The following is a 24272-nucleotide window of genomic DNA, read 5'->3' on the forward strand; positions in this document are numbered from 1 at the left end:
ACCGCGGCAGCCCGAAACTCCGGGCTGAAGTGCTTGTGTTTCTCGTGTTCCATTTGTCTATCCAATCCTGAATTCAGGAGGACTGTCCGGAAACACTGGGTCACCCCAGATGTTCTGGGCGGGGTTTGAGCAAAATCTCCGTCGAATTCGTTCGGCCGGGGGTCCGTGGCCGGGCTCGGAGACCGGGTCGCCGGGTTTCGACAGGCTCAACCATCGGGGGGCGGGTTTAGCGATAGAGTCGCCGGGTTTCGACAGGCTCAACCACCGGGGGGCGGGTTTAGCGATAGAGTCGCCGGGTTTCGACAGGCTCAACCACCTGGGGCGGGGTTGCAGGCTGGCCCGCCGGGTTTCGCTAAGCTCACCCTCCGGCGGCGGACAGCGCGACGAATCTCCGTCGAACGCGCATCCCCGTGCACAAAAAAACGGCCGCGCAGCCTGAGCTGCGCGGCCGTTCTGGAACTATACGGTCGGCTGGACTACGCCGGCGAGGGCATCGTGAAGCTCTTTGGCTTCAGCGTCGTTCACAGAGACGACAAGTCGGCCTCCACCTTCGAGCGGAACACGCACGATGATGAGGCGCCCCTCTTTTACAGCCTCCATTGGCCCGTCTCCGGTCCTTGGCTTCATGGCCGCCATGAACTCCCCTTCCATTCATTCGTCTGAACTTCTATTATCTGCCATTGCGCGCTGAGACTGTAATTAGGGAGGTGTCCAGTCCGCTCCGTCGACCCCCCAGCACAGCAGGAGCCAGCCCCACTGGCCGGCAATGAACAGCAGCACCATCCCCACCCGGTACAGCGTGCTCCGCGGTTGGGCCACGGCTCCGAGCAGCGGAAACATCGGCATCAGCAGGCGGAAGGTGCTCGACTGCGGGAAGAAGACCGCCAGCAGGTAGAGACCGTAGCCGGCCAGCCAGAAGCGCAGGTCGACGCCCAGCCGGCGAACGGCCGGGAGGAACAGGGTCAGGCCGAAGGCCAGGATCAGCACCGAGACGACGACGATGCCGAGCGGCATCCCGAGCCACCAGACGCCGCCCTGGAACCAGGCGGTGAACGGAACGAGCTCCTGGTAGCCGATGTAGGCCGATCGCCAAGCCAACTCTGTGTCGGTGTAGGCCGTAATCGACCCGGTAATGATCCAGGCGATGGCCGGCCAGGCCAGTCCGGAGATGCCGCTGAACACGGCCACGGATGCCGCCAGCATCCGTTCTCTCACCGGGAAGGGGTCTCTCGCCCGGGCGATCCAGCGGTGCACGCAGTGCAGCCCCAGCGCGAGCGCAAAGGCCAGGCCGCTCGGCCGGGTCAGCGCCATCACGGCGATCACCGGGAACAGCAGCACATACCGCCGCTCGAGCAGCAGGAGGAGCGCCAGGATGAGCAGGAAGAGGTACAGCGACTCGGCGTAGCCGAACTGGAGCACGGGCGACAGCGGGGCCACGCAGAAGAGCACCACGGCGAACAGGGCCACAGTGTGCGGCTGCACCGTGCGCATCAGCCTGTAGAAGAGCAGGGCGGCGCCCAGACTCGCGGCCAGGGACACGACCACGGCCACGGGTGCCCACGGAGCGCCGCTGAGTGCCATCAGCAGGCGCACGACCACCGGGTACCCCGGCATGAAGGCCCACGCGTTCTCGGCGATCTCCCCACCGGCGGTCAGCGGCAGCACCGAAGGGTAGCCGGTGACGGCGACGATGTTGTACCAGCGGGCGTCCCACATGTTCGCGAACTCCGCATAACCCGGCGATGCGCCAGTCCAGGGGTTGGCACCCTGAACGTTGGCGAGCAGCAGCACCAGGGCCGTGGTGACGATCCGGGACGCGGCCCAGATCAGGGTGACCAGGGTCCACCACGGCACGAGTAGAAGACGGGCCCACCAGTAGGAGCGGCTGCCGGCCGGGCCGCCGACTGCGCCACTGAGCGGTGCCGGGGCTACCCGACGCTTGTGCTCAGCCACGCGCGGAGGCCGTCCTCGCAGTCCGTGATCTGCGCCAGGGCGACGCGCTCATCGTCGGCGTGGGCTTTCAGCGGGTCGCCGGGGCCGTAGTTGACGGCGGGGATGCCGAGCGCGGAGAACCGTGCGACATCCGTCCAGCCGTATTTGGGCTTGGCCTTGCCGCCGACCGCCGTCAGGAATTGCAGGGCCAACGGTGCGTCCAGGCCTGGCCGGGCGCCCTCGGCCCGGTCCACGATAGTGATCTCGTAGCCCGCGAAGAGGTCTTCCAGGTGCAGGACGGCCTCCGCCGAGGTGCGACTCGGGGCGAAACGATAATTCACGTGCACCATGCACTCGTCGGGGATGACGTTGCCGGCGATGCCGCCAACGATACCGACGGCGTTGAGGCCCTCACGGTAGACGAGGCCCTCGACCTCGACCTGCCGCGGCTCGTAGGCAGCCAGGATGTCGATGACGGGCCCGATCTTGTGGATGGCGTTGTCGCCGACCCAGCTGCGGGCGGAGTGGGCGCGCAGCCCGAAAGTGCGGATCTCCACTCGCACGTTGCCGTTGCAGCCACCCTCGACCTGGCTGTTGGTGGGCTCGCCGAGGATGGCGAAGTCGCCCTCGAAGAGGTCGGGACGGTTGCGGGCGAGGCGGCCGAGGCCGTTGAGGTCGTCGGATACCTCCTCGTGGTCGTACCACATCCACGTCACGTCGACGATGGGTGCGGTCAGTTCGGCGGCCAGCTTGAGCTGCACGGCCACGCCGGCCTTCATGTCGACCGTGCCGCGGCCCCAGAGGTAGTCGACGCCGTCGACGGTCTCGAACCGCGTCGGCAGGTTGCGGTTCACCGGGACCGTGTCGAGGTGGCCGGCGATGATCACACGTTGGGCCCGGCCGAGATTGGTGCGGGCCACGACGGTGTCGCCGTCACGGATGATTTCGAGGTGCGGGAACCCGGCGAGAGCGCGTTCGACCGCGTCGGCGATGGCGGTCTCGTCACCGGAGACCGACTCGATGTCGCAGAGTGCGCGGGTGAGCTCGATCGAGGTCGCGGAGAGGTCTAGGTTCACGGCGTTTTGGGGCACTCTACTAACCTAGAGGCATGATCACCGCCGTGCCCCCGACATCCGTTTCCCCCTCGAACGCCTGGGGCTACGGCCTCGCCACCGTCGCCGGCGACGGCACGGTGCTGGACACCTGGTTCCCGGCACCCCGGCTCGGCACCCTGCCGGCCGGCCGCGACCGCTGGATCGTGCCGTCCGAGCTCGAGGAATTCGCCGGGGAGGACCCGAGGCGCCAGGTGCGGATCGAGGCCGTCACGGTCGAGATCGACCTCACCGCGGCGCCGGCCGGAACGTCGGATGCCTACCTGCGCCTCCACCTGCTTTCGCACCTGCTGGTGCGCCCGAACACCCTCAACCTCGACGGCATCTTCGGCTACCTGCCGGCCGTGGTCTGGACCAACGCCGGCCCGATGCTGCCCGCCGATTTCACCCGGCTGCGGCCGGCCCTGCAGCGCCACGGCATCCAGGCGACCGGGATCGACAAGTTCCCACCGCTGCTGAACTACGTCACGCCCGATCGGGTGCGGATCGCGGACGCCTCACGGGTGCGCCTGGGGGCCCACCTCTCCCCCGGCACCACGGTGATGCACGAGGGTTTCGTCAACTTCAACGCCGGTACGCTCGGCACCTCCATGGTCGAGGGGCGGATCTCCCAGGGCGTGGTCGTGGGTGACGGCGCCGACATCGGCGGTGGTGCCTCCATCATGGGCACGCTCTCCGGCGGCGGCACCGAACGGGTGTCGATCGGCGAACGAGCGCTGCTCGGCGCCAATTCGGGGGTGGGCATCTCCATCGGGGCCGACAGCGTCGTCGAGGCGGGGCTCTACGTGACCGCCGGCACCAAGGTTCTGTTGCCGGGTCAGCCGCGTACGGCCGACGGCAGGATCCCGTCGGTGAAAGCGGTCGAACTCTCCGGGGTCGCGAACCTGCTGTTCCGCCGCAACTCGGTTTCGGGTGCGGTCGAGGTGCTGCAGCGCAGCGGCACCGGCATCGTGCTGAACGCCCAGCTGCACGCCTGATCCGGGTACCCCGCATCCGTCGCCGCGCACCGACCGCACCGACCGCACCGACCGCACCGACCGCACCGTAACCCAGGAGATTTTCGCGACACGCCGACCAACCCGCCTGAAAACACGGTGAGCCGCAAAATTGTCCGGTTTTAGGTCGCAACGGATGCCCCTGCACACGCCGCTCCGCTTGCCCCTCGCCCCCCTGACGAATTCGACGGAGATTTTCGCTGTCAACACCTTAAACGGCCCCGAAAGCGGCTCTTCCGGCAAAATCTCCGTCGAATTGGTTCGACGGAGACTTCTGGGGCAAGCGGCGCGACACCCAGCGAAAGCGAAACCCAGCGGCACGGCACCCAGCGCAGCGGCACCGCGCCACGCCGCGTTCAGGCTAGCGGTGCGGGAAGTCGCGGGCCGGGGATCCGATGTAGAGCTGCTGTGGGCGACCGATCTTGGTCGTCGGGTCCTCGTTCATCTCACGCCAGTGCGCCACCCAGCCGGGCAGACGGCCGATCGCGAAGAGCACCGTGAACATACTCGTCGGGAAGCCCATCGCCTTGTAGATGACGCCGGTGTAGAAGTCCACGTTCGGGTAGAGCTTGCGCTCCCGGAAATAGTCGTCATTGAGGGCGATGTGCTCGAGTTCCTTGGCGATGTCGAGCAGGTCGTCCTTGACGCCCAGGGCGGCGAGCACCTCGTCGGCGCTCTCCTTGACCAGGGTCGCGCGCGGGTCGTAGTTCTTGTACACCCGGTGGCCGAAGCCCATCAGGCGCACGCCCTGTTCCTTGTTCTTGACCCGTTCGACGAACTTCTCGACGCCCTCGCCGGATGCCTTGATCTCGCCGAGCATCTTGAGCACTGCCTCGTTGGCGCCGCCGTGCAGCGGCCCGGAGAGCGCGTTGATGCCCGCGGAGACCGACGCGAACAGGTTCGCCTCGGTGGAGCCGACCAGGCGAACGGTCGAGGTGGACGCATTCTGCTCGTGGTCCTCGTGCAGCATCAGCAAACGTTCGAGGGCCTTACTGACGACCGGGTTCACTTCGTAGGGCTCGGCCAGGGTGCCGAAGATCAGCCGCAGGAAGTTGTCCACGTAGCCGAGCGAGTTGTCGGGGTACAGGAACGCCTGGCCGATGCTCTTCTTGTAGGCGTAGGCCGCCATGACGGGCAGCTTGGAGAGCAGGTGCACGGTGGCGAGCTCAACCTGCTCCGGGTCGTTGGGGTCGAGTGCGTCCTGGTAGTACGCGGCCAGCGCCGAGGTGCCGGCGGAGAGCACGGCCATCGGGTGCGCGTTGTACGGCAGCACGTCGAAGAGGCGCCGCAGGTCTTCGTGCAGCAGGGTGTGACGACGGATGCGCGTGTCGAAGGCCTCGAGTTCGCTCGCGCTGGGCAGCGCGCCGTAGATCAGCAGCCAGGCGGTCTCGAGGAAGTTGGAGTTCTGGGCGATCTGCTCGATCGGATAGCCCCGATAGCGCAGGATGCCTTTCTCGCCGTCGATGAACGTGATCGCCGACCGCGTGGCGGCGGTGTTCACGAACCCGGAATCGAGGGTGACCAGACCCGATTTGCGGGTCAGCGTCGAGATGTCGATGCCGGAGGCGCCGGCCGTGCCGCGCACGATCGGAAAGTCGGCGGATCCGCCGGGAAACGACAGTGTCGCCTGCTTGGGTTCGATGGATGGCGTTCGCTCGGCGATGTCGCTCACGGCGGCTCCCTGGGTCTGACTGAGTGTCACTGATATCACTACCTAACCGTCTGGTGGCTGACCGTCTGTGGCGAATGGCCACAGCACACCGGTGTGTCTGGAGACGTCAACGCTGATACAGCCTAATGGGCGCAGCCGCCTACTGTTGCATTCGACAAGAATGCCCCCGCTCCATTGGAGAGCGTTGACAATTCGTGAATATGGACTACTGACCGGCGTGCAACCGATCAGCAGCCGCGGCGATGCGTTCGTCCGTGGCGGTGAGCGAGAAGCGCACGTGTTGCGGGTAGCCGTCGCCATAGAACGGACCGGGGCCGGCCAAGATGCCCAGTCCGGCGAGCCGCCCGATCGATTCCCAGGCCGGTCGTCCTTCGGTCGCCCAAAGGTAGAGCCCGGCCTCGCTGCGGGTGATGCGGAAACCCGCCGCCACCAGCGCAGGCAGCAGCACCTCGCGGCGCGCCTGATACCGCCGACGCTGCACCGTCACGTGCGCATCGTCGCCGAGCGCGGCCACCATGGCGGCCTGCAGCGGCGCCGGCAGCATCAGGCCGGCGTGCTTGCGCACGGTCAGCACCCGGGCGAGCAGGTCCGCGCAGCCGGCCGCGAACGCGCCCCGGTAACCGGCCATGTTGGACTGCTTGCTCAGGGAGTAGAGCGCGAGCACATTGTGCCGGTCCTGCCCGATCACGCGGGGGTCCAGGATGCTGGGGGTCGGCCGGGTGTCCCACCCGTGGGTCCAGCCGAGCTCGGCATAGCACTCGTCGGAGACGATCACCGCGCCGAGTTCCCGGGCGCGCGCAACGGCCGCCCGCAGCTCGTCGACCGACAGGACCCGGCCATCCGGGTTGCCCGGACTGTTCAGCCAGACCAGCTTCGTCGTCTCGGGCCAGTCGGCGGGGTCGTCGGCGGCGAGGGCATCCGCTCCGGCCATGGCCGCGCCGATGCTGTACGTCGGGTACGCGGCGAGCGGGTGCACGATGGTGTCACCCTCGCCGCACCCGAGCATGAAGGGCAGCAGGGCGACCATTTCCTTCGACCCGATGGTCGGCAGCACGTTCTTCTCGGTGAGGCCGGTCACGCCGCGCCGTCGCTCGTACCAGTCGATGATCGCCCGCTGCAGCTCCGGCGTTCCGGCGGTCTGCGGGTAGGAGTGGGCGTCGGTGGCGTGGGCCAGCGCCTGGCGGATGACCTCGGGCGTCGGGTCGACCGGCGATCCGATCGACAGGTCGACGATGCCGCCGGAGTGCGCTCGCGCCCGGGCCGCGAAGGGGACCATCTGGTCCCAGGGGTAGTCGGGCAGCGGCTTCAGCACGTCTGAATCAGCCCTGGGGAGGCAGCACGGAGATGATCGGGTGGTCCTTGTGGATCACGCCGACCTTGGCGGCGCCGCCGGGCGACCCGATGTCGTCGAAGAACTCGACGTTGGCCTTGTAGTACTCGGCCCACTGCTCGGGCACGTCGTCTTCGTAGTAGATGGCCTCGACCGGGCAGACCGGTTCGCAGGCACCGCAGTCGACGCATTCATCGGGGTGGATGTAGAGCGAGCGGTCACCCTCGTAGATGCAATCGACCGGACATTCGTCGACGCAGGCGCGGTCCTTCACATCGACGCACGGCAAGGCAATGACGTATGTCACGTTGGAGGGCTCCCTTCACGAGCGAATATCCAGTCTATGCCGAACCCGGACGGGCCGGGATTCGCGGCCAGGCCAGCACGATCGTGGCCACCAGGGTCGGAACGACGGTCCAGAGCAGGCCCGGAATTCCCTCGGGGACCAGGACCGAGCCGCCGGTGCTGCGCAGCGACAGGATGAAGATCGTGCCGAGGAGGCCGATTGCGGAGGACAGGACGGCCATGCGACCGCCCAGCACCAATCGAAGTCCCACCAGAAGCGCCGTGATACCGGACAGGGCCAGGATCAGCCCGATCGGGACCGTCACCGACCCGATCGAGACGGTGGCCTGGTGCGCGATGGTGCCGAGCACGCCGAAGACGACCCCGGTCAGGAGGGCGACGACCGCGGCCAGGCCGCGGTTGAGCGGTCCCGGGGCCGCCTGGGCGTCGGGAGCGTGCTCCGGGGACAGGCGAAGGAACGTCTCGGTTCCGCCGATCGTGACCGGGAGCTCGACCGGCCCGACCGGCCCGACCCGCCCGACCGACCCGACCGGCCCGACCGCCTTGACGGCGTGGTCGGTGACGCTCCACAGGCGCGGGTAGGCGGCGATCGCACGCAGCTTCTGGTCGACCTGGCCGCTCACGTCGATCGCGACCAGAAGCCGGCCCACGGCATCCGTCACCCGGCGATGTTCGAAGACCGGCACATTCAGGCTGCCGGCGGCCCCGGCGGCGGCCGTGCGCAGGGTGTCGTCGGCCGCGCCGAGCACGACCGCGGTGGCCTGCACCTCGTCGAGCACGTCGGCGACGGCCTCGGCCAGTGACTGCGCCCCGGATGCGGCGGGCAGCATCCGCCAGTCGCTCACGTCGAGCGCCGCCATGGCCGCGCGCACGTCGGAGTCTGCTGCGGAAAGGGAACCTGCGGAGGGGAAACCTGCGGACGCGGAGCCGAAGAGAACGATGACCTCGGCGCCGTCCGACCGAAGCCGGGCGATGGTTCCGCCGGTCAGGAATGATTCCAGGCCGGGCCGGTCGTGCACGAAAACGACTCGTTCTGCGCTGCCGGACATGACCATTGCTGAGCTCCACGGAGTTGGGACGGGCGGACACCCACGCATGAATGATAGCTGGACACGGTCGCGGAACCGAAGCTAGAGTAAGGCAGTAAGGCAAGCCTAACCAAACCTCTGCCGTTTGAACCAGAAAGTCAGCGCTGTGATCCCCCCGGACAGCTGGTACGGCACCCTGCTGAAGGGCACCCTCAACTTCTCCCCCGCCACCACCTGGATCGAGCTGGCCGCCTGGCTGGCCTATCTGCTGCCCGCGTTGACCCTCTTCATCCTGAAGAGCCGGCAGGGCCGCCCCACCAGCACAACCGGCACCGCCGCACCCGAGCGCCAGATCGCGATCGCGGCGGTCCCCGGCTGACCGAGCACCAACCTCCCGAACCGCACCTCACCTGCTAAGGACACTCATGCGCGCCCGCCTTCTCCCCCTCGCCGTCGTTTCCTCGTTCGCCCTGCTCGCCCTCACCGGCTGCGTCGCCAACACCCCGGCCGGTTCCACCGGCGCGTCGCTCACGGTCGACAGCAGCGCGGATGCCTGCACCGTCTCCGCCCGGGAGGCCCCGGCCGGCAACCTCAGCTTCAGCATCACCAACTCGGGCGACCAGGTCACCGAGTTCTACTTGCTCGCCGACGACGGCCTGCGCATCGTCGGTGAGGCCGAGAATATCGGTCCGGGACTCACCCGCGACCTGGTCGTGCAGCTGGCCGAGGGCGAATACGTCACCGCCTGCAAGCCCGGCATGACCGGCGACGGGATCGGCACGGCCGGCTTCACGGTCACCGCGTCCGGTCAGGAGGTCACGGTCGACGAGGGCCTCGAGGCGCAGATCGAGACAGCCAACGTCAACTACGCCTCGTATGTGCGCGACCAGGTTGCCCAGCTGGTCACCGGAACCGACGCGTTCGCGGCCGCTTACGTGGCCGGCGACCTCGACACCGCCCGCGGCCTCTATGCGCCGACCCGCGCGCACTGGGAGCGGGTGGAGACGGTGGCCGAGTCGTTCGGTGACCTCGACCCGCAGCTCGACCTGCGCGAAGCCGACCTCGAAGAGGGCCAGGACTGGACCGGCTGGCACGCGATCGAGAAGGACCTCTGGCCTGCCGGCGCCGAGGCCGGCTTCGCCGCCTACCCGGCCGAGGAGCGCGGGCGCCTCGCCGACCTCCTGGTCGCCGACACGGCGACCCTGAACGTGAAGGTGCAGACCCTCTCCTTCACGCTGTCGCAGCAGACCAACGGCGCGATCGGCCTGCTCGACGAGGTCGCCACCGGCAAGGTCACCGGCGAGGAGGAGTTCTGGTCGCACACCGACCTCTGGGATTTCCAGGCGAACATCGACGGTGCCGCGGTGCTCTACGCGGGAGTGCGGGACATCCTGGTCGACAAGGATGCCGCCCTCGCCGAGAGCCTCGACACCGAGTTTGCCGAGCTGCAGGCCCTGCTCGACGCCGAGCGCGTCGGTGACGGCTTCACCCTCTACACGGACCTGAGCGACGCCGAGATCAAGGCCCTCGCCGATCAGGTGAACGCCCTCGGCGAACCGCTGAACCGGCTCACTGCGGCGCTGGTGCTCTGAATGACCGAGGAACCGGTGGCCGGGAAGCAGATGACCGGGGAAGAGGTGACCGGCGAACAGCCGGCTCGCGGCCTGTCGCGCCGCGGACTCCTCGGACTGGCCGGCGCGGGCGTCGCCGGGCTCGGCCTCGGGGTGGGCGGCGACCGGGCGGCGATCGCCGTTTCGGCAGCCTCGGCGTCCGCACCCGCCACGGCCGTGTACCCGTTCTATCAGGAGCACCAGGCCGGCATCCTGACCCCGGCGCAGGACCGCCTGCACTTCGCGGCCTTCGACGTCTCGGCGGGTACCACCCGGGCCGGGCTGATCGCGCTGCTCCGGGATTGGACCGTGGCCGCCGCCGCCCTGGCCGCGGGGCGCGATATCGGCGATTTCGGGGCCGTCAGCGGCCCCTACGACGCACCCCCGGAGGACACCGGCGAGGCGCTCGGCCTGCCGACGTCCGGACTGACGATCACGTTCGGGTTCGGCCCGAGCCTGTTCGAGGATGCCGTCGGCGTCGACCGGTTCGGCATCCGGGCCCGGCGTCCGGCCGAGCTGGCCGAGCTGCCGCACTTCCCCGGGGACATGCTCGAGCCGGGGCGGAGCGGAGGCGATCTCTGCATCCAGGCTTGCGCCGCCGACCCGCAGGTGGCCGTGCACGCTATCCGCAACCTGTCCCGGATCGCCTTCGGTCGCGCGGCCATCCGCTGGTCCCAGCTGGGGTTCGGGCGCACCTCCTCGACCAGCCGGGCCCAGGCCACCCCGCGCAACCTCTTCGGTTTCAAGGACGGCACATCCAACATCAAGGCCGAGGAGTCGGCTGCCGCCGCCGAGCACGTTTGGGTCGGCGCCGGAGACGCGCCCGCCTGGCTGGCCGGCGGTTCCTACCTGGTGGCGCGGCGCATCCGGATGACCATCGAGACCTGGGACCGCACCAACCTGCGCGAGCAGGAGGCCGTCTTCGGTCGCAACAAGGGCGAGGGTGCCCCCCTATCGGGCGGCACGGAGTTCGCCGCGCCGGACTTCGCCCTCACCGGCCGGGCCGACCTGCCGCTGATCGGCTCGGCCGCGCACGTGCGCCTGGCCCACCCCGCCCAGAACGCGGGTGCACGGATGCTGCGCCGTGGCTACAACTTCGTCGACGGCACCGACGCGCTCGGCCGCCTCGACGCCGGACTGTTCTTCATCAGCTTCCAGAACACGCCGCAGACCTTCACCGCCGTGCAACTGAACCTGGCCCGGCACGACACGCTGAACGAGTACATCCGCCACGTCGGGTCGGCCCTGTTCGCCGTTCCGCCCGGTGCCGCCCGCGGCTCCTACGTGGGAGCCGCCCTCTTCGCCTGATTCCTCCGCGGCTGCTGCCCGAGCTCTGACGGTGTCGCCTTCGAGGCCGAGACCGCACCGCAGCGACTCCGACCCGAACGAATTCGACGGAGATTCTGCCTGAATCAGCCCCAAACAAGCCCAAACAGTCGTTTTGCGGCAGAATCTCCGTCGAGTTGGTTCTCAGCCACGCGGCCAGGCACACCGCCCGGATCAATCACGGGGTTAACGCACGAAACCGCAGGGCATGACCATGGAAAACCATGGCCACACGCACTGCGGTTTCGAACTCCGAGCGGAGCGAAGGTTAGTTCGCGTCCTGCTTCTTCAGACGGGAGACGTTGCGCTGACGCGCCGAAGCGGCCAGCTCCACCTTGCGGATGCGCACGACGGCCGGGGTGACCTCGACGCACTCGTCCTCGCGAGCGAACTCGAGGCACTGCTCGAGCGTGAGCTGCTTGGACGGGGTCATCGACTCGAACGTGTCGGAGGTGGACTGACGCATATTGGTCAGCTTCTTCTCCTTGGTGATGTTCACGTCCATGTCGTCGGCGCGGGAGTTCTCGCCGATGACCATGCCCTCGTAGACCTCTTCGGTCGGGTTGACGAAGAACGACATACGCTCCTGCAGGGCGATGATCGCGAACGGCGTGACCACGCCGGACCGGTCGGCGACGATCGAGCCGTTGGTGCGGGTGTTGATCGTGCCGGCCCAGGCCTCGTAGCCGTGGAAGATCGCGTTGGCGATACCGGTGCCGCGAGTGTCCGTGAGGAACTCGGTACGGAATCCGATCAGGCCGCGCGACGGAACGATGAACTCCATGCGGACCCAACCGGTGCCGTGGTTCGCCATGTTCTCCATGCGACCCTTGCGGGCGGCGAGCAGCTGGGTGATCGCACCGAGGTACTCTTCCGGCGAGTCGATGGTGAGGTGCTCGTACGGCTCGTGGATCTTGCCGTCGACGCGCTTGACGACGACCTGCGGCTTGCCGACGGTGAGCTCGAAGCCTTCGCGGCGCATCTGCTCGACCAGGATGGCAAGGGCGAGTTCGCCTCGGCCCTGAACCTCCCAGGCATCCGGGCGTCCGATGTCTATGACGCGGAGCGAGACGTTGCCGACGAGCTCCTTGTCGAGACGGTCCTTGACCATGCGGGCGGTGAGCTTGTGGCCCTTGACCTTGCCGATGAGCGGCGAGGTGTTGGTACCGATGGTCATCGAGATGGCCGGGTCGTCGACCGTGATGGTCGGCAGCGCGCGCGGGTCCTCGGGGTCGGCGAGGGTCTCACCGATGGTGATGTCGGCGAATCCGGCGACGGCGACGATGTCGCCGGGGCCGGCGCTCTCGGTCGGGTAGCGGTCGAGTGCCTTGGTGATCATGAGCTCGGTGACACGCACGTTCGCGATGGTGCCGTCGTGCTTGATCCAGGCGACCGTCTGGCCCTTCTTGATGGTGCCCTGGAAGATGCGCAGCAGCGCGAGGCGGCCGAGGAACGGCGAGGAGTCGAGGTTGGTGACCCAGGCCTGCAGCGGGTGCTCGTCATCGTAGACCGGCGCGGGGATGTGCTCAAGGATCGCTGCGAACAAGGGCTCGAGGTCGTCGTTGTCGGGCAGTTGGCCGTTCTCGGGACGGTTGAGGCTGGCAGAACCGTTGCGGCCGGACGCGTAGACGACCGGCACGTTGAGCACCAGGTCGAGGTCGAGGTCGGGCACGTCGTCGGCCATGTCGCTGGCGAGGCCGAGGAGCAGGTCCTGGCTTTCCTCGACGACCTCGTCGATGCGAGCATCGGGCCGGTCGGTCTTGTTCACCAGGAGGATGACGGGCAGGTGGGCCTCGAGCGCCTTGCGCAGCACGAAGCGGGTCTGCGGCAGTGGGCCCTCGCTGGCGTCGACGAGAAGAACGACACCGTCGACCATGGACAGGCCGCGCTCGACCTCGCCACCGAAGTCGGCGTGGCCGGGAGTGTCGATGACGTTGATGGTGATGGGGCCATCCGTGGCGTGCATGCCCTTGTAGGAGATCGCCGTGTTCTTGGCGAGGATGGTGATGCCCTTTTCGCGCTCGAGCTCGTTCGAGTCCATGGCGCGCTCTTCGGTGTGTGCGTGCTCAGCGAACGAGTTGGTCTGCTGGAGCATCGCATCAACCAGCGTGGTCTTGCCGTGGTCAACGTGGGCTACGATCGCGACATTTCGGAGGTTATTGCGCGTGGCAATCGCCATGAAGTAAATCCTTACGAAGAATGGATGCCGCAAAGTACCGCATGCGACGAAGAATGGATGTGTGTGGTCAAAGTCCGACCCAACGGATAATCCTACCGCACTCTCCCCGTCCGGAGGCTGAGAGACCCTCGGATCCGCTCCGAGGGCACGAAAAACGGGGCGGGAACCGAAGTCCCCGTCCCGTCGTCCGTGCTGTGTTGCGGTTGTTTCGGTTCTACTTCCTCCAGCCGACGATGGTCCAGTCGACCGTTGCGAACTGGGTGGCGCCGTAGTTGACGAGTCCGGACTTCACGGCGTACACGTTCGGCAGCGGCGCGATCGGGATGATCGGCACATAGGCGGCGAGCACGTTGTCGATCTCGTTCGCGATGCCGATGCGCTTGTCCGGTTCGAGCTCCGTGTTGGCCTCATCGAAGAGGGCGGAGAGCATCTCGTCGGTGATACCGGTGAAGTCCGACTCGGAGTCGACCGGGGAGAACAACGCTTCGCTCGAGGAGATCGGCCACGGCGTGCCGACCCAGGAGAAGCTGGTCATCCCGAAGTCGCCCGGGATGATGTAGTCCGAGAAGTACTTCGCGGCGGGAACCTCGTTGAGTTCGACGGTGACGCCGACCTCCTTGAGGTCAGCCTGCACCTGCACGGCACGCTGCTTGTTCGTGGGGGTGTCGGCCGGCACGGTGATGGACAGCTCGAGGGCCTTGCCGTCCACCGAGGACCGGGCCGAGGTGCGGGCCGAGGACGGCGCGCCCCGGCACGGCATCGGCCAACAGCGTGGCGCAGAGCAGAACCAGGGCGACAAAGACAGCCACGGAGGCCGGTGCCCGCACGGCGATCGGGGTCCGGCCCTGGCCTGCAGGATCTTCCCGGACGGGCGCCTGCCGGGGTTTCCGGCGGCCGGGGAGAACGTCCCGGGCCGCCGGAACCCGGTCAGCGGCCAAACTGGAAGTTGCCGCCGGGGATGGCTGCGAGCAGTTCCTGGGTGTAAGCCTCGCGAGGACTGTCGAAGACGTCGTCCGTGGACGCGGTCTCGACGATCCTGCCCTGCTGCATGACGCAGACATTGTCGGCCACCAGCCGCACGACCGCCAGGTCGTGCGTGATGAACAGGTAGGTCAGTCCGAGGTCCGTCTGCAGTTCGGTGAGCAGGTTCAGAATCTGCCCTTGCACGAGCACGTCGAGGGCGGAGACCGCCTCGTCGAGCACGAGCACGTCCGGCTTGAGGGCCAGGGCGCGCGCCACGGCGATGCGCTGGCGCTGCCCGCCGGACAGTTCGCTGGGGTACCGGTACCGGGTGGCCCAGGGCAGGGAGACCTGGTCGAGCAGTTCGCGCACCCGGGCCTGGCGATCCGCGGAGGTGCCGATCTTGTGCGCCAGCAGGGGCTCCGCGATCGTATTGCCCACGTTGTACTGCGGGTCCAGGGAACCGTACGGGTCCTGGAAGACCGGCTGCACGCGGCGCCGGAACTTGAGCAGCGCCGCGCCCTTGAGCCCGGCGACATCCTGGCCGTCGAATTCGATCTGCCCGCTGGTGATGCTCTCCAACTGCAGGATGAGCTTGGCAACGGTGGACTTGCCCGAACCGGATTCGCCGACGAGCGCCGTGGTGGTGCCCTTCTTGATGGCGAAGGACACGTCGTTGACGGCCAGCAGTTCGTTGTACTTCAGTCCCTTGGTGCGAATGCGGTACAGCTTGGAGATGTTCTGCACCTTGATCAGGTCTTGCGTTGCCGCCGCGGGCTCCCGCTCGGCCGCACGGGCCACGAGGGTCGTGTCGAGCGAGCCGCCGGAGAAGATCTCCGCGCCGGCCGCGTCGTCGTTCTTGGCCGACTGGATGCGACGGGACGCGAGGCTCGGAGCGGCCGCCACGAGACGCTGGGTGTAGGGATGCTGTGGGTTGGCGAGGATCTCCTGCGACGGCCCGGATTCGACGACCTTGCCCTTGTACATCACGACAAGCTGTTCCGCCCGCTCGGCCGCGAGACCGAGGTCGTGGGTGATGAACAGCACCGAGGTGCCGTAGTCGCGGGTGAGGGTGCCGAGGTGGTCCAGGATCTGGCGCTGCACCGTGACGTCGAGCGCCGAGGTAGGCTCGTCGGCGATCAGCAGCTTCGGCCGCGCGGACAGGCCGATGCCGATCAGAACGCGCTGGCGCATGCCGCCGGAGAACTGGTGCGGGAACTGCTTGAGGCGGTCTTCCGCGTCGCTGAGGCCCGCCTCCTGCAGCACCTGGATCGTGCGCTGGCGGGCGGCCTTGCCCTGGGCCACGTTGTTGGCCTTGATGGCTTCCTCGACCTGGAACCCGATGTTCCAGACGGGGTTCAGGTTGCTCATCGGGTCCTGCGGCACGTAGCCGATCAGGCGACCGCGCACATCCTGCATCTGCTTGTCCGACAGCCCGGCGAGGTCACGGCCCTCGAACAGGATCTGCCCGGCCGTGATCGTGCCGGTGCCGGCGAGGAGTTTGATGATGGCCTGCGCGGTCGTGGTCTTGCCCGAACCGGACTCCCCCACGATCGCCAGCGTCTGGCCGGCGTAGAGAGTGAGGCTGACCCCGCGCACGGCGGGGACGACGCCGTGCTGGGTTTGGAAACCGACCTCGAGGTCGCGGATCTGGAGCAGCGGCTCCGTGGAGGCGTCGGAGCTCTCGCTGACGGGTTCGATGACGGTCTGGCTCATCGGCGGGCCCTCGCTTCGGGGTCGAGGGCGTCGCGCACGACGTCGCCCAGCATGAGGAACGCGAGAACGGTCACGGACAGTGCCGCCGCGGGGTACAGCAGCACCTGGGGGTTGGTGCGCAGCGAGCTCTTCGCGGCATCGATGTCGTTACCCCAGCTCATGATGCCCGGCGGGAGGCCGATGCCGAGGAACGACAGGGTGGCCTCGGCCACGATGAACGTGCCCAGTGAGACGGTGGCGATCACGATCACGGGGGCGATCGAGTTCGGCACGACGTGCCGCAGAAGGATGCGGAACCGGCTGACGCCCAGGGCGACGGATGCCGTGACGTAATCCGAGTTGCGGGCGGAAAGCACCGCGCCGCGCATGATTCTCGCGATCTGGGGCCACGCGAAGAGCGACAGCACCAGCGCGATGGTGACCGGGGTGCGCTCCGGCAGCACCGACATGAGCACGATGGCGCCCAGCACGGTGGGGACGGCGAAGAAGATGTCGCCGATGCGGGAGACGATCGAGTCGAGCAGGCCGCCGTAGTAGCCCGCGAGCGAGCCGACGACGATGCCCGTGAAGGTCACCAGCATGGTGGCGAGGAGGCCGACGGTGACCGAGGCCTGCGTGCCGAAGATGATCCGGGCGTAGATGTCACAGCCCTGACGGGTGAATCCGAGCGGATGTCCGTCTGACGGACCCGCGTGGCTGTCGCCGAGGTCGCACTGGGTGGGCGAGGCCTGGGCGAACAGGCTCGGGAACAGGGCGACGATGACGATCAGGAGGATCAGGGCCGACGAGATCCAGAAGCTGGGCCGCACGCGCATGGCGTCCCAGGCATCCGCCCAGGTGCTGCGGGCCTTCTGCGATTCGTCGAGGCGGTCGACGGTTTCGACCGGGGTCTCTTCCAGCGCGGCGACGTAGTGCGTCTGCGCGTTCGGGTTCTTATTTGGCATAGCGAATCCTCGGGTCCAGAGCTGCGTAGAGGAGGTCGACGAGCAGGTTGGCCAGCACGAAGATCACGACCATCACCGCGATGAACGACACCACGGTGGGTCCTTCGCCGAGCTTGATCGCCTTGTAGACGGTGCCGCCGACGCCGTTGATGTTGAAGATGCCCTCGGTGACGATGGCACCGACCATGAGCGAGCCGAGGTCGACGCCGAGGAAGGTCACGACGGGGACCAGAGAGTTGCGCAGCACGTGGACACCCACGACGCGACGGCGGGATAGGCCCTTCGCGGTGGCGGTGCGCACGAAGTCCGCGTTGAGGTTGTCGGAGACGCTGGCCCGGGTTAGCCGCACGATGTAGGCGAATGAGACCGAGGCCAGCACGAGCGCCGGCAGCAGCAGTTCATTGAGGGGAGCCTCGCTGCTCACCGTCGTGCGTGCCCAGCCGAGCTTCACCGCGAAGACGTACTGCAGCACGAAACCGATCACGAACGTGGGAACGCTGATCAGGAGGAGGCTGACCACGAGGGCGCTGGTGTCGAAGAGCTTGCCCTTGCGAAGCCCGGCGATGAGGCCGACGAGGATGCCGAAGAACGCTTCGATGGCCAGCGCGAGCAGGGCCAGGCGGGCGGTGATCGGGAATGCCTTCGCCATCACGTCGCTGACCGGGCGGCCGGAGTACGTGGTGCCCAGGTCACCCTGGAAGAAGTTGCCGATGTAGATGAAGTACTGCACGATGAACGGCTTGTCCAGGTTGTACTGGGCGCGGATCTGGTCGATCACGCCCGGAGCGGGGGGACGGTCGCCGTACAGTGCCGCGATCGGGTCTCCGGGAAGGGAGAACACCATGAAATAGATCAGGAGCGTTGCACCGAAAAACACCGGGATCATCTGAAGCAGCCGTTTGCCGGTATACCAGATCATCAGGTCCCCAAACCGGAACGTATGTACATGAGATTCACAATCACTGGTTGAGTCTAGTCAGTGTGGGGTCCGGGGCTGAACGCCCCGGACCCCACACTTGTCATTCATTTACTGCTGTCGAACGGATTGAACGAAGATTACTCGCTCTTGGTGATGTCGGAATACAGCGGCACGGAGTCCCAGCCGAACACGACGTTCTCGACCGACTCGGACCAGACACCGGTCACGTTGGAGTACCAGAGCGGGATCGTCGGAAGGTCGGCGAGCAGGACTTCCTGCGCTTCCTGGTACTTCGCGGTGGCGTCCTCGACGGAGGACGCTGCTGCGCCTTCCTTGAGCAGCGCGTCGAACTCGGGGCTGGTGTAGTCCTCGTAGTTAGAGCCGGCACCGGTCTGGTACAGCGGGGCGAGGAAGTTGTACAGCGACGGGTAGTCGCCCTGCCAGCCGGCACGGGTTCCACCGGTCAGCTTGTCGGCGGCACGGTCGTCCAGCGCCGCGGCGAACGTCGGGTACGGCTTGCCGATGGCTTCGATGCCCAGCGTGTTCTTGATGCTGTTGGTGACCGCGTCGACCCAGGCAGCGTGGCCGCCGTCGGAGTTGTAGGCGAGGTCGAACGTGCCGGTGTAGGGCGCGATCTTGTCAGCTTCGGCCCACTTGGCCTTGGCCTCTTCGGGGTTGTATTCGAGGACTTCGGCACCCTTGAGGGAGTCGGAGTAACCGTCGATGACCGGCGAGGTGAAGTCGGTCGCGGGGGTGCGGGTGCCCTGGAAGATGACGTCCGTGATTTCCTTGCGGTCGATCGACATCGAGATGGCGGCGCGGCGCAGCTTGCCTTCCTCACCACTCCAGTGCTCGAGGTAGTACGGCATGTTGAAGCCCTGGAAGATGGCCGCCGGCTGGTTCACGAACCGCTCCGGGAAGTCCGACTCGTAGGACTCGAACGCGGCGTCCGGGACGGCGTCGAGCACGTCGAGGTTGCCACCCTGGACGTCCGCGTAGGCGGCGTCCATCGAGGCGTAGAAGACGATGTTCAGGCCGCCGTTGGCGGGCTTGCGAACGCCCTCGTAGTCAGGGTTGGTGACGAGGTCGATCCCGACCTCGTGCTCCCAGGCACCCTCTCCGTCCAGCATGTACGGGCCGTTGCCGATCGGGTTCTCGCCGAAGGCGTCCATGTCGTCGTACGCGGCGGACGGGAGCGGCATGAACGCCGTGTAGCCGAGGCGCAGCGGCCAGTCGGCCTCGGGAGAGGCCAGCTCGACCGTGAAGGTGGAGTCGTCGACGACCTTCAGTCCGGTCAGCTCCGAGTCGGCTTCATAGTCGAAGCCGACAATGTTGTCGAAGAAGTAGGAGGCGCTCTGGGCGTTACTGAACTTGGCGCCGAAGTTCCAGGCATCCACGAAGGAGTCGGCCGTGACGGCCTCGCCGTTGGTGAACTCCCAACCGTCGTTGATCGTGACGGTCCAGTTCTGCGCGTCGTCGGACTCGATCGACTTGGCGACCTCGTTCTCGGTCTCGCCCTTGGCGTTGTACGAGACGAGTCCGGCGAAGATCGAGGTGGCGATCTTGCCGCCACCGGTCTCCGTGGTGTTCGTGGGGATCAGCGGGTTCTGCGGCTCGGAGCCGTTCGTCGTGATGATCGCCGCGGAGTCGCCCTCGGCCGGGGTGGCTTCTCCGCCTGCACAACCGGAGAGCATGAGCGCTCCCGCGGCGGCCAGAGCGATGGCAGGTATGCCCAGTCTCCTGATTTTCAATTTTCCTCCAGTAAGCAGGGAGATACCGCGCGGCCTGTGGGCACGCAGACATCTCGGATATTTCGACCCTAAAGAGCGGTCGCGCACTTCGCATAATCTATTGCCGAAACGTTACACATGCGAAACAAACTGCGCAGGATAGTTGCGCCCCAGCAGGTTCTTGCGCGCAATCCCTCTGCAGAATACAGCAACCTGCACGTTCCGGGCAGTGAGAGAATCGAAGGATGACCGTCACCGCTTCCGCCCGTCCTCCGCTGTTGATCTTCGACGGCGACTGCGCGTTCTGCACCACCTCCGTGAACACCATGAAGCGACTGCTTCCCGGCATGCCGGCATCCGCCCCCTATCAGTGGACCGACCTGGCCTCCTATGCGCTGACGACCAAGGATGCCCAGTCCCGGGTCTGGCTGATCGTCGACGGCCACCAGTACGGCGGCGCCGCGGCCGTCGCCGCCCTGCTCCGGCACCAGCCGAATGCGACGCTGCGTGCCCTGGGCTGGCTGGGGACCGTTCCGCCGTGGTCCTGGGCGGCCGAAGTGGGCTATCGGTTCGTGGCGCGCTATCGCCACCGGTTGCCCGGGGGAACGCCGGCCTGCCGGATGAAGCCCGGCGCGTGACCCTGCGCGACCCACACACCGCATTCCGCTGGGAAGTGGGGATCGTCCTCGGGCTCTCGCTCGGGGCATCCGCCCTCTATTCGATCGTGTCGATCATCGCCCGGCTGACCGACACCCGACCGCTCTCGGAGCAGTCCGCGACCCTGAACGGGTCGCAGTCGTCCCGGGAATGGCTCGATTTCACCTATCAGTTCCTGGGTATCTTCTTCGCCCTGTTCGCGGTGGCCCTGGTGCTCTACCTGCTGTGGCTGCCGGGGCAGAGTTCGTTCCGGCGACTCGGCTTCGACTTCACGCAGCCGGGCCGCGACCTGCTGCGCGGCTTCGGGCTGGTGCTCGTGATCGGCATCCCCGGCCTGGGGCTCTACCTCGCCGGGCGGTCCCTCGGCTCCACCGTGGCGGTCGTGCCGTCGCCACTCGACACGTTCTGGTGGACGGTCCCGATCCTGGTGCTCTCGGCGCTGCGCTCGGCGCTGGTGGAGGAGCTGATCGTGGTCGGCTACCTGTTCACCCGGCTGCGCGAGCTGGGCTGGTCGACCTGGACGATAATCGTGTCCTCGGCGCTGCTGCGCGGCAGCTACCACCTGTACCAGGGCATCGGCCCGTTCTTCGGCAATGCGGCCATGGGAGTGCTGTTCGGCTGGTGCTACCTGCGCTGGGGACGCACAATGCCGCTGGTGATCGCGCACTGGATCCTCGACATCGTCTCCTTCGTCGGGTATCCGCTCGCCCTCGCCTGGTGGCCCGGGCTCCTCACCCCCGCCGCCTGACCTGCCGGCGGGCGTGCGAATTCGACGGAGATTGTGCCGAGAAAGCCGCCAATCGGGCCAAAACCCGGCCGAATGGGCAAAATCTCCGTCGAATTCGTTAGGGAGCGGGGCGTTCTACTCGAAGGCCTCGGGCGGCGGGCAGGCGCAGACCAGGTTGCGGTCGCCGAAGGCGTTGTCGATCCGGCGCACGGGCGGCCAGTACTTGCCACGGATGAGGCTGCGCACCGGGTAGACGGCGGTCTCGCGGTCGTAGGCGTGCGTCCACTCCCCCTCGATCACGGACTGCGCGGTGTGCGGGGCGTTGTGCAGCGGGTTGTCCTCGGCAGGCCAGCGGCCGGCGGCCACGGCATCCGCTTCGGCCTTGATCGCGATCATGGCCTCGACGAACCGGTCGATCTCGCCCAGATCCTCGCTCTCGGTGGGTTCGATCATGAGCGTGCCGGACACCGGAAAGCTCATGGTCGGCGCGTGGAAACCATAGTCGATCAGGCGTTTGGCCACATCGTCCACGCTGACCCCGGTGGCCTCGGTGAGCGGGCGCAGGTCCAGGATGCACTCGTGCGCGACCAGTCCGTTGTCGCCGGAGTACAGCACCGGGTAGTGCGCCTCGAGCCGCTTGGCCACATAGTTGGCCGCGAGCACCGCGGCGCCGGTGGCCTCGTGCAGACCCTCGGCACCCATCATGCGCACATAGGCCCAGGAGATGGGCAGGATGCTCGGGCTGCCGTACGGCGCCCCCGAGACCGGCCCGCCGGCGTGCACGACCGTGCGGCCGATCGTGCCACCGCCCGTACCGCCGGCAGCGCCATCGGCACCGTCGTCGCCCACGGCGTCGCCGGCACCGAGCAGGTAGTGCTCGTCGCTCTGGGCCAGGGCATGCCCCGGCAAAAACGGCGCGAGGTGCGCCTTGGCCCCGACCGGACCGACGCCGGGTCCGCCGCCGCCGTGAGGAATGCAGAACGTCTTGTGCAGGTTGAGGTGCGACACGTCGCCGCCGAAGTCGCCGTACCGAGCGAAGCCGAGCAGGGCGTTCAGGTTGGCGCCGTCGACGTAGACCTGGCCGCCGGCGTCGTGCACGGCCGTGCAGATGGTGCCGACCTCATGCTCGTAGACGCCGTGCGTCGACGGGTAGGTGATCATCAGCGCAGCGAGGTTCTCGGCGTGCTCGGCGATCTTCGCCCGCAGGTCGTCCAGGTCCACGTTGCCGAGCTCGTCGCAGGCGACGACCACGACCTTCATCCCGGCCAGTACGGCGGATGCCGCGTTGGTGCCGTGCGCACTGGACGGGATCAGGCAGACCGTGCGCTGGGTGTCGCCGGTGGAGAGGTGGTAGCCGCGGATGGCCAGGAGCCCCGCGAGTTCACCCTGGCTGCCCGCGTTGGGCTGCAGCGACACCGAGTCGTAGCCGGTGACATCCGTCAGCCAGGTTTCGAGCTGCCGGATCAGTTCCAGGTAGCCCTCGACGTCGGCGCGTGGAGCGAATGGGTGCAACCCGCCGAATTCGGGCCAGCTGACAGCCTCCATCTCGGTGGCCGCGTTCAGTTTCATGGTGCACGAGCCGAGCGGGATCATGCCGCGGTCGAGCGCGTAGTCGAAGTCGGCGAGGCGCTTGAGGTAGCGCATCATGCTCGTCTCCGAGCGGTGCGTGTTGAACACCGCGTGGGTGAGGAACTCACTCGTGCGGTGCAGCTCGGGCGGCAGGCCGGCCTCGACCATGCTGAAGTCGACCAGGCCGAAGGCGTCCCGGCCCCCGAACGCGCCGACGACGAGGGCGAGATCGGCGAGGGTCGTCGTCTCGTCGACGGCGATGCCGATGGTGTCCGCGTCGACGAGGTACAGGTTGACGCCGTTGGCGGCGGCGGCGGTGACGACGTCGGCGGCACGACCCGGAACGGAGACCCGGACCGTGTCGAAGAAGGTCGCGGTGACCACGTCGACGCCGGCGGCGAGGAGGGCGACGACGAGCTGCCCGGCGCGTTCGTGCACCTGGGCTGCGATCTTCCGGAGTCCGTCGGGCCCATGGTAGACGGCGTACATGCCGGCCATCACGGCCAGCAGCACCTGGGCGGTGCAGATGTTCGAGGTGGCCTTGTCCCGACGGATGTGCTGCTCACGCACCTGCAGCGACAACCGGTAGGCCGGGTGGCCGGCCGCGTCCACGCTGACGCCGACCAGGCGGCCGGGGAGCTGACGCTCGAGGCCCTTGCGCACGGCCATGTAGCCCGCGTGCGGACCGCCGAAGCCCATCGGCACGCCGAAACGCTGGCTGGTTCCCACGGCCACGTCGGCGCCGAGCTCACCGGGCGAGGTGATCAGGGTCAGGGCGAGCAGGTCGGCGGCGACGACGGCCAGTGCACCCTGCGCCTGCGCGGCGGCGACGACGCCGGCCGGGTTCCAGACCCGACCGGATGCGCCGGGGTACTGCACGAACAGACCGAAGTACTCGCCGAGGTCGGTGGTCGAGCCGCCTCCGGTGGTCGAGCCTGTCGAGACCCCCGCCAGGTCGACCTCCACGAGGTCGATCCCGAGGGCGGCCGCACGATTGCCCAGCAGCGCCTTCGTCTGCGGCAGAGCGTCGGCGTCGACGATGAACCGGGTCGACGTCGACTTCGACGCCCGGCGGGTGAGGAGCATGCCCTCCACGACGGCGGTCGACTCGTCGAGCATGGACGCGTTGGCCGTGGACAGTCCGGTCAGGTCCGCGATCATGGTCTGGAAATTGATCAGCGCCTCGAGGCGGCCCTGCGAGATTTCGGGCTGGTACGGCGTGTAGGCCGTGTACCAGCTGGGGTTCTCGAACACATTGCGCTTGATCACGGCCGGGGTGACCGTGTCGTAGTAGCCGAGCCCGATCATGGAGCGCTTCACGGTGTTGCGGCCGGCAAGGTCCCGCAGCTCCGCGATGGCCTCACGCTCGGTGGCTGCGGGCGGGAGGGTGCTGTCACCGATGGTGCGGAACTGGTCCACCTGGATTGATTCGGGCACGGCCGCGTTGACGAGGGCGTCAACCGAGTCGTAACCGAGGATGGACAGCATGCGGGACTGTGCGTCGGCATCCGTGCCGATGTGGCGCTGGGTGAAGGGCTGTGACATGGGTGCGGGAACCTG

Annotated in this window: 20 protein-coding genes; 6 read left to right on the forward strand and 14 right to left on the reverse strand. The window is 67.5% G+C overall.

Annotation, left to right across the window (positions count from 1 at the left end; genetic code table 11):
• Positions 1-459: 459 nt before the first annotated feature.
• From E3O67_RS11330 to dapE, 3 genes are all read right to left on the reverse strand, one after another.
• Positions 460-636: a DUF3117 domain-containing protein gene (locus tag E3O67_RS11330; RefSeq protein ID WP_104099180.1), complete on the reverse strand. Its 177-nt coding sequence runs from the start codon at positions 634-636 to the stop codon at positions 460-462.
• 63 nt (positions 637-699) lie between these two features.
• A complete protein-coding gene (locus tag E3O67_RS11335; RefSeq protein ID WP_241982135.1) occupies positions 700-1953 on the reverse strand; it encodes a hypothetical protein in 1254 nt (417 codons plus the stop codon).
• Positions 1929-3023, reverse strand: coding sequence for a succinyl-diaminopimelate desuccinylase (gene dapE / locus E3O67_RS11340; RefSeq protein WP_135102730.1), 1095 nt, complete (start codon positions 3021-3023; stop codon positions 1929-1931). Before dapE ends, E3O67_RS11335 begins: the two co-directional genes overlap by 25 nt.
• A gap of 17 nt (positions 3024-3040) precedes the next feature.
• Between dapE and dapD the strand changes: the two genes are divergently transcribed.
• Positions 3041-4021: a 2,3,4,5-tetrahydropyridine-2,6-dicarboxylate N-succinyltransferase gene (gene dapD, locus E3O67_RS11345; protein ID WP_134433011.1), complete on the forward strand. Its 981-nt coding sequence runs from the start codon at positions 3041-3043 to the stop codon at positions 4019-4021.
• A 379-nt stretch (positions 4022-4400) separates the two neighbouring features.
• Here dapD and E3O67_RS11350 read toward each other — a convergent pair whose 3' ends face one another.
• From E3O67_RS11350 to E3O67_RS11365, 4 genes are all read right to left on the reverse strand, one after another.
• The gene (locus E3O67_RS11350; protein WP_370260447.1) at positions 4401-5681 is read right to left on the reverse strand and encodes a citrate synthase; all 1281 of its coding nucleotides are present in this window, start codon (positions 5679-5681) and stop codon (positions 4401-4403) included.
• A 235-nt stretch (positions 5682-5916) separates the two neighbouring features.
• Positions 5917-7023: a succinyldiaminopimelate transaminase gene (gene dapC, locus E3O67_RS11355; protein ID WP_277613375.1), complete on the reverse strand. Its 1107-nt coding sequence runs from the start codon at positions 7021-7023 to the stop codon at positions 5917-5919.
• A 7-nt stretch (positions 7024-7030) separates the two neighbouring features.
• Complete coding sequence (fdxA, locus tag E3O67_RS11360; RefSeq protein WP_134433013.1) at positions 7031-7348, reverse strand: ferredoxin; 318 nt, start codon at positions 7346-7348, stop codon at positions 7031-7033.
• A gap of 34 nt (positions 7349-7382) precedes the next feature.
• Positions 7383-8396, reverse strand: a complete 1014-nt coding sequence (locus E3O67_RS11365; protein ID WP_135102731.1) for a PIG-L deacetylase family protein — start codon at positions 8394-8396, stop codon at positions 7383-7385.
• A gap of 145 nt (positions 8397-8541) precedes the next feature.
• Here E3O67_RS11365 and E3O67_RS17475 point away from each other — a divergent pair, with 145 nt between their 5' ends.
• From E3O67_RS17475 to efeB, 3 genes are read left to right on the forward strand one after another with little or no spacing between them, the layout of a single operon-like run.
• The gene (locus E3O67_RS17475) at positions 8542-8754 is read left to right on the forward strand and encodes a hypothetical protein (protein WP_370260443.1); all 213 of its coding nucleotides are present in this window, start codon (positions 8542-8544) and stop codon (positions 8752-8754) included.
• Between the two features lie 46 nt (positions 8755-8800).
• Positions 8801-9967, forward strand: a complete 1167-nt coding sequence (gene efeO, locus E3O67_RS11375; protein ID WP_135102732.1) for an iron uptake system protein EfeO — start codon at positions 8801-8803, stop codon at positions 9965-9967.
• Entirely contained in the window at positions 9968-11293 is a 1326-nt protein-coding gene (gene efeB, locus E3O67_RS11380) for an iron uptake transporter deferrochelatase/peroxidase subunit (protein ID WP_135102733.1), read from the forward strand.
• 286 nt (positions 11294-11579) lie between these two features.
• On the opposite strand, the gene typA is transcribed toward efeB, so the two are convergent.
• The 6 genes from typA to E3O67_RS11410 all read right to left on the reverse strand — a co-directional run bounded on the left by typA (position 11580) and on the right by E3O67_RS11410 (position 19780).
• Positions 11580-13490: a translational GTPase TypA gene (typA, locus tag E3O67_RS11385; RefSeq protein ID WP_134433021.1), complete on the reverse strand. Its 1911-nt coding sequence runs from the start codon at positions 13488-13490 to the stop codon at positions 11580-11582.
• A gap of 214 nt (positions 13491-13704) precedes the next feature.
• The gene (locus tag E3O67_RS11390; RefSeq protein ID WP_135102734.1) at positions 13705-14250 is read right to left on the reverse strand and encodes an ABC transporter substrate-binding protein; all 546 of its coding nucleotides are present in this window, start codon (positions 14248-14250) and stop codon (positions 13705-13707) included.
• Between the two features lie 167 nt (positions 14251-14417).
• The gene (locus E3O67_RS11395) at positions 14418-16166 is read right to left on the reverse strand and encodes an ABC transporter ATP-binding protein (protein WP_135102735.1); all 1749 of its coding nucleotides are present in this window, start codon (positions 16164-16166) and stop codon (positions 14418-14420) included.
• The gene (locus E3O67_RS11400) at positions 16163-17110 is read right to left on the reverse strand and encodes an ABC transporter permease (RefSeq protein WP_134433027.1); all 948 of its coding nucleotides are present in this window, start codon (positions 17108-17110) and stop codon (positions 16163-16165) included. Before E3O67_RS11400 ends, E3O67_RS11395 begins: the two co-directional genes overlap by 4 nt.
• Entirely contained in the window at positions 17100-18029 is a 930-nt protein-coding gene (locus E3O67_RS11405) for an ABC transporter permease (RefSeq protein ID WP_134433029.1), read from the reverse strand. The genes E3O67_RS11400 and E3O67_RS11405 overlap by 11 nt, the downstream gene beginning before the upstream one ends.
• A gap of 137 nt (positions 18030-18166) precedes the next feature.
• Positions 18167-19780 carry an ABC transporter substrate-binding protein gene (locus E3O67_RS11410; protein WP_134433031.1) on the reverse strand — a complete coding sequence of 538 codons (1614 nt, stop codon included), beginning with the start codon at positions 19778-19780 and terminating at the stop codon, positions 18167-18169.
• Between the two features lie 224 nt (positions 19781-20004).
• Between E3O67_RS11410 and E3O67_RS11415 the strand changes: the two genes are divergently transcribed.
• Complete coding sequence (locus tag E3O67_RS11415) at positions 20005-20397, forward strand: thiol-disulfide oxidoreductase DCC family protein (protein ID WP_134433033.1); 393 nt, start codon at positions 20005-20007, stop codon at positions 20395-20397.
• On the forward strand, positions 20394-21164 hold the full coding sequence (locus tag E3O67_RS11420; protein ID WP_241982137.1) for a CPBP family intramembrane glutamic endopeptidase: 771 nt from the start codon (positions 20394-20396) through the stop codon (positions 21162-21164). The genes E3O67_RS11415 and E3O67_RS11420 overlap by 4 nt, the downstream gene beginning before the upstream one ends.
• 114 nt (positions 21165-21278) lie before the next feature.
• On the opposite strand, the gene gcvP is transcribed toward E3O67_RS11420, so the two are convergent.
• Positions 21279-24257 carry an aminomethyl-transferring glycine dehydrogenase gene (gene gcvP, locus E3O67_RS11425; RefSeq protein ID WP_135102736.1) on the reverse strand — a complete coding sequence of 993 codons (2979 nt, stop codon included), beginning with the start codon at positions 24255-24257 and terminating at the stop codon, positions 21279-21281.
• Between the last annotated feature and the right edge of the window lie 15 nt (positions 24258-24272).

The organism is Cryobacterium sp. TMT3-29-2 (assembly GCF_004564305.1).
GTDB classification, from domain to species: Bacteria; Actinomycetota; Actinomycetes; order Actinomycetales; family Microbacteriaceae; genus Cryobacterium; species Cryobacterium sinapicolor.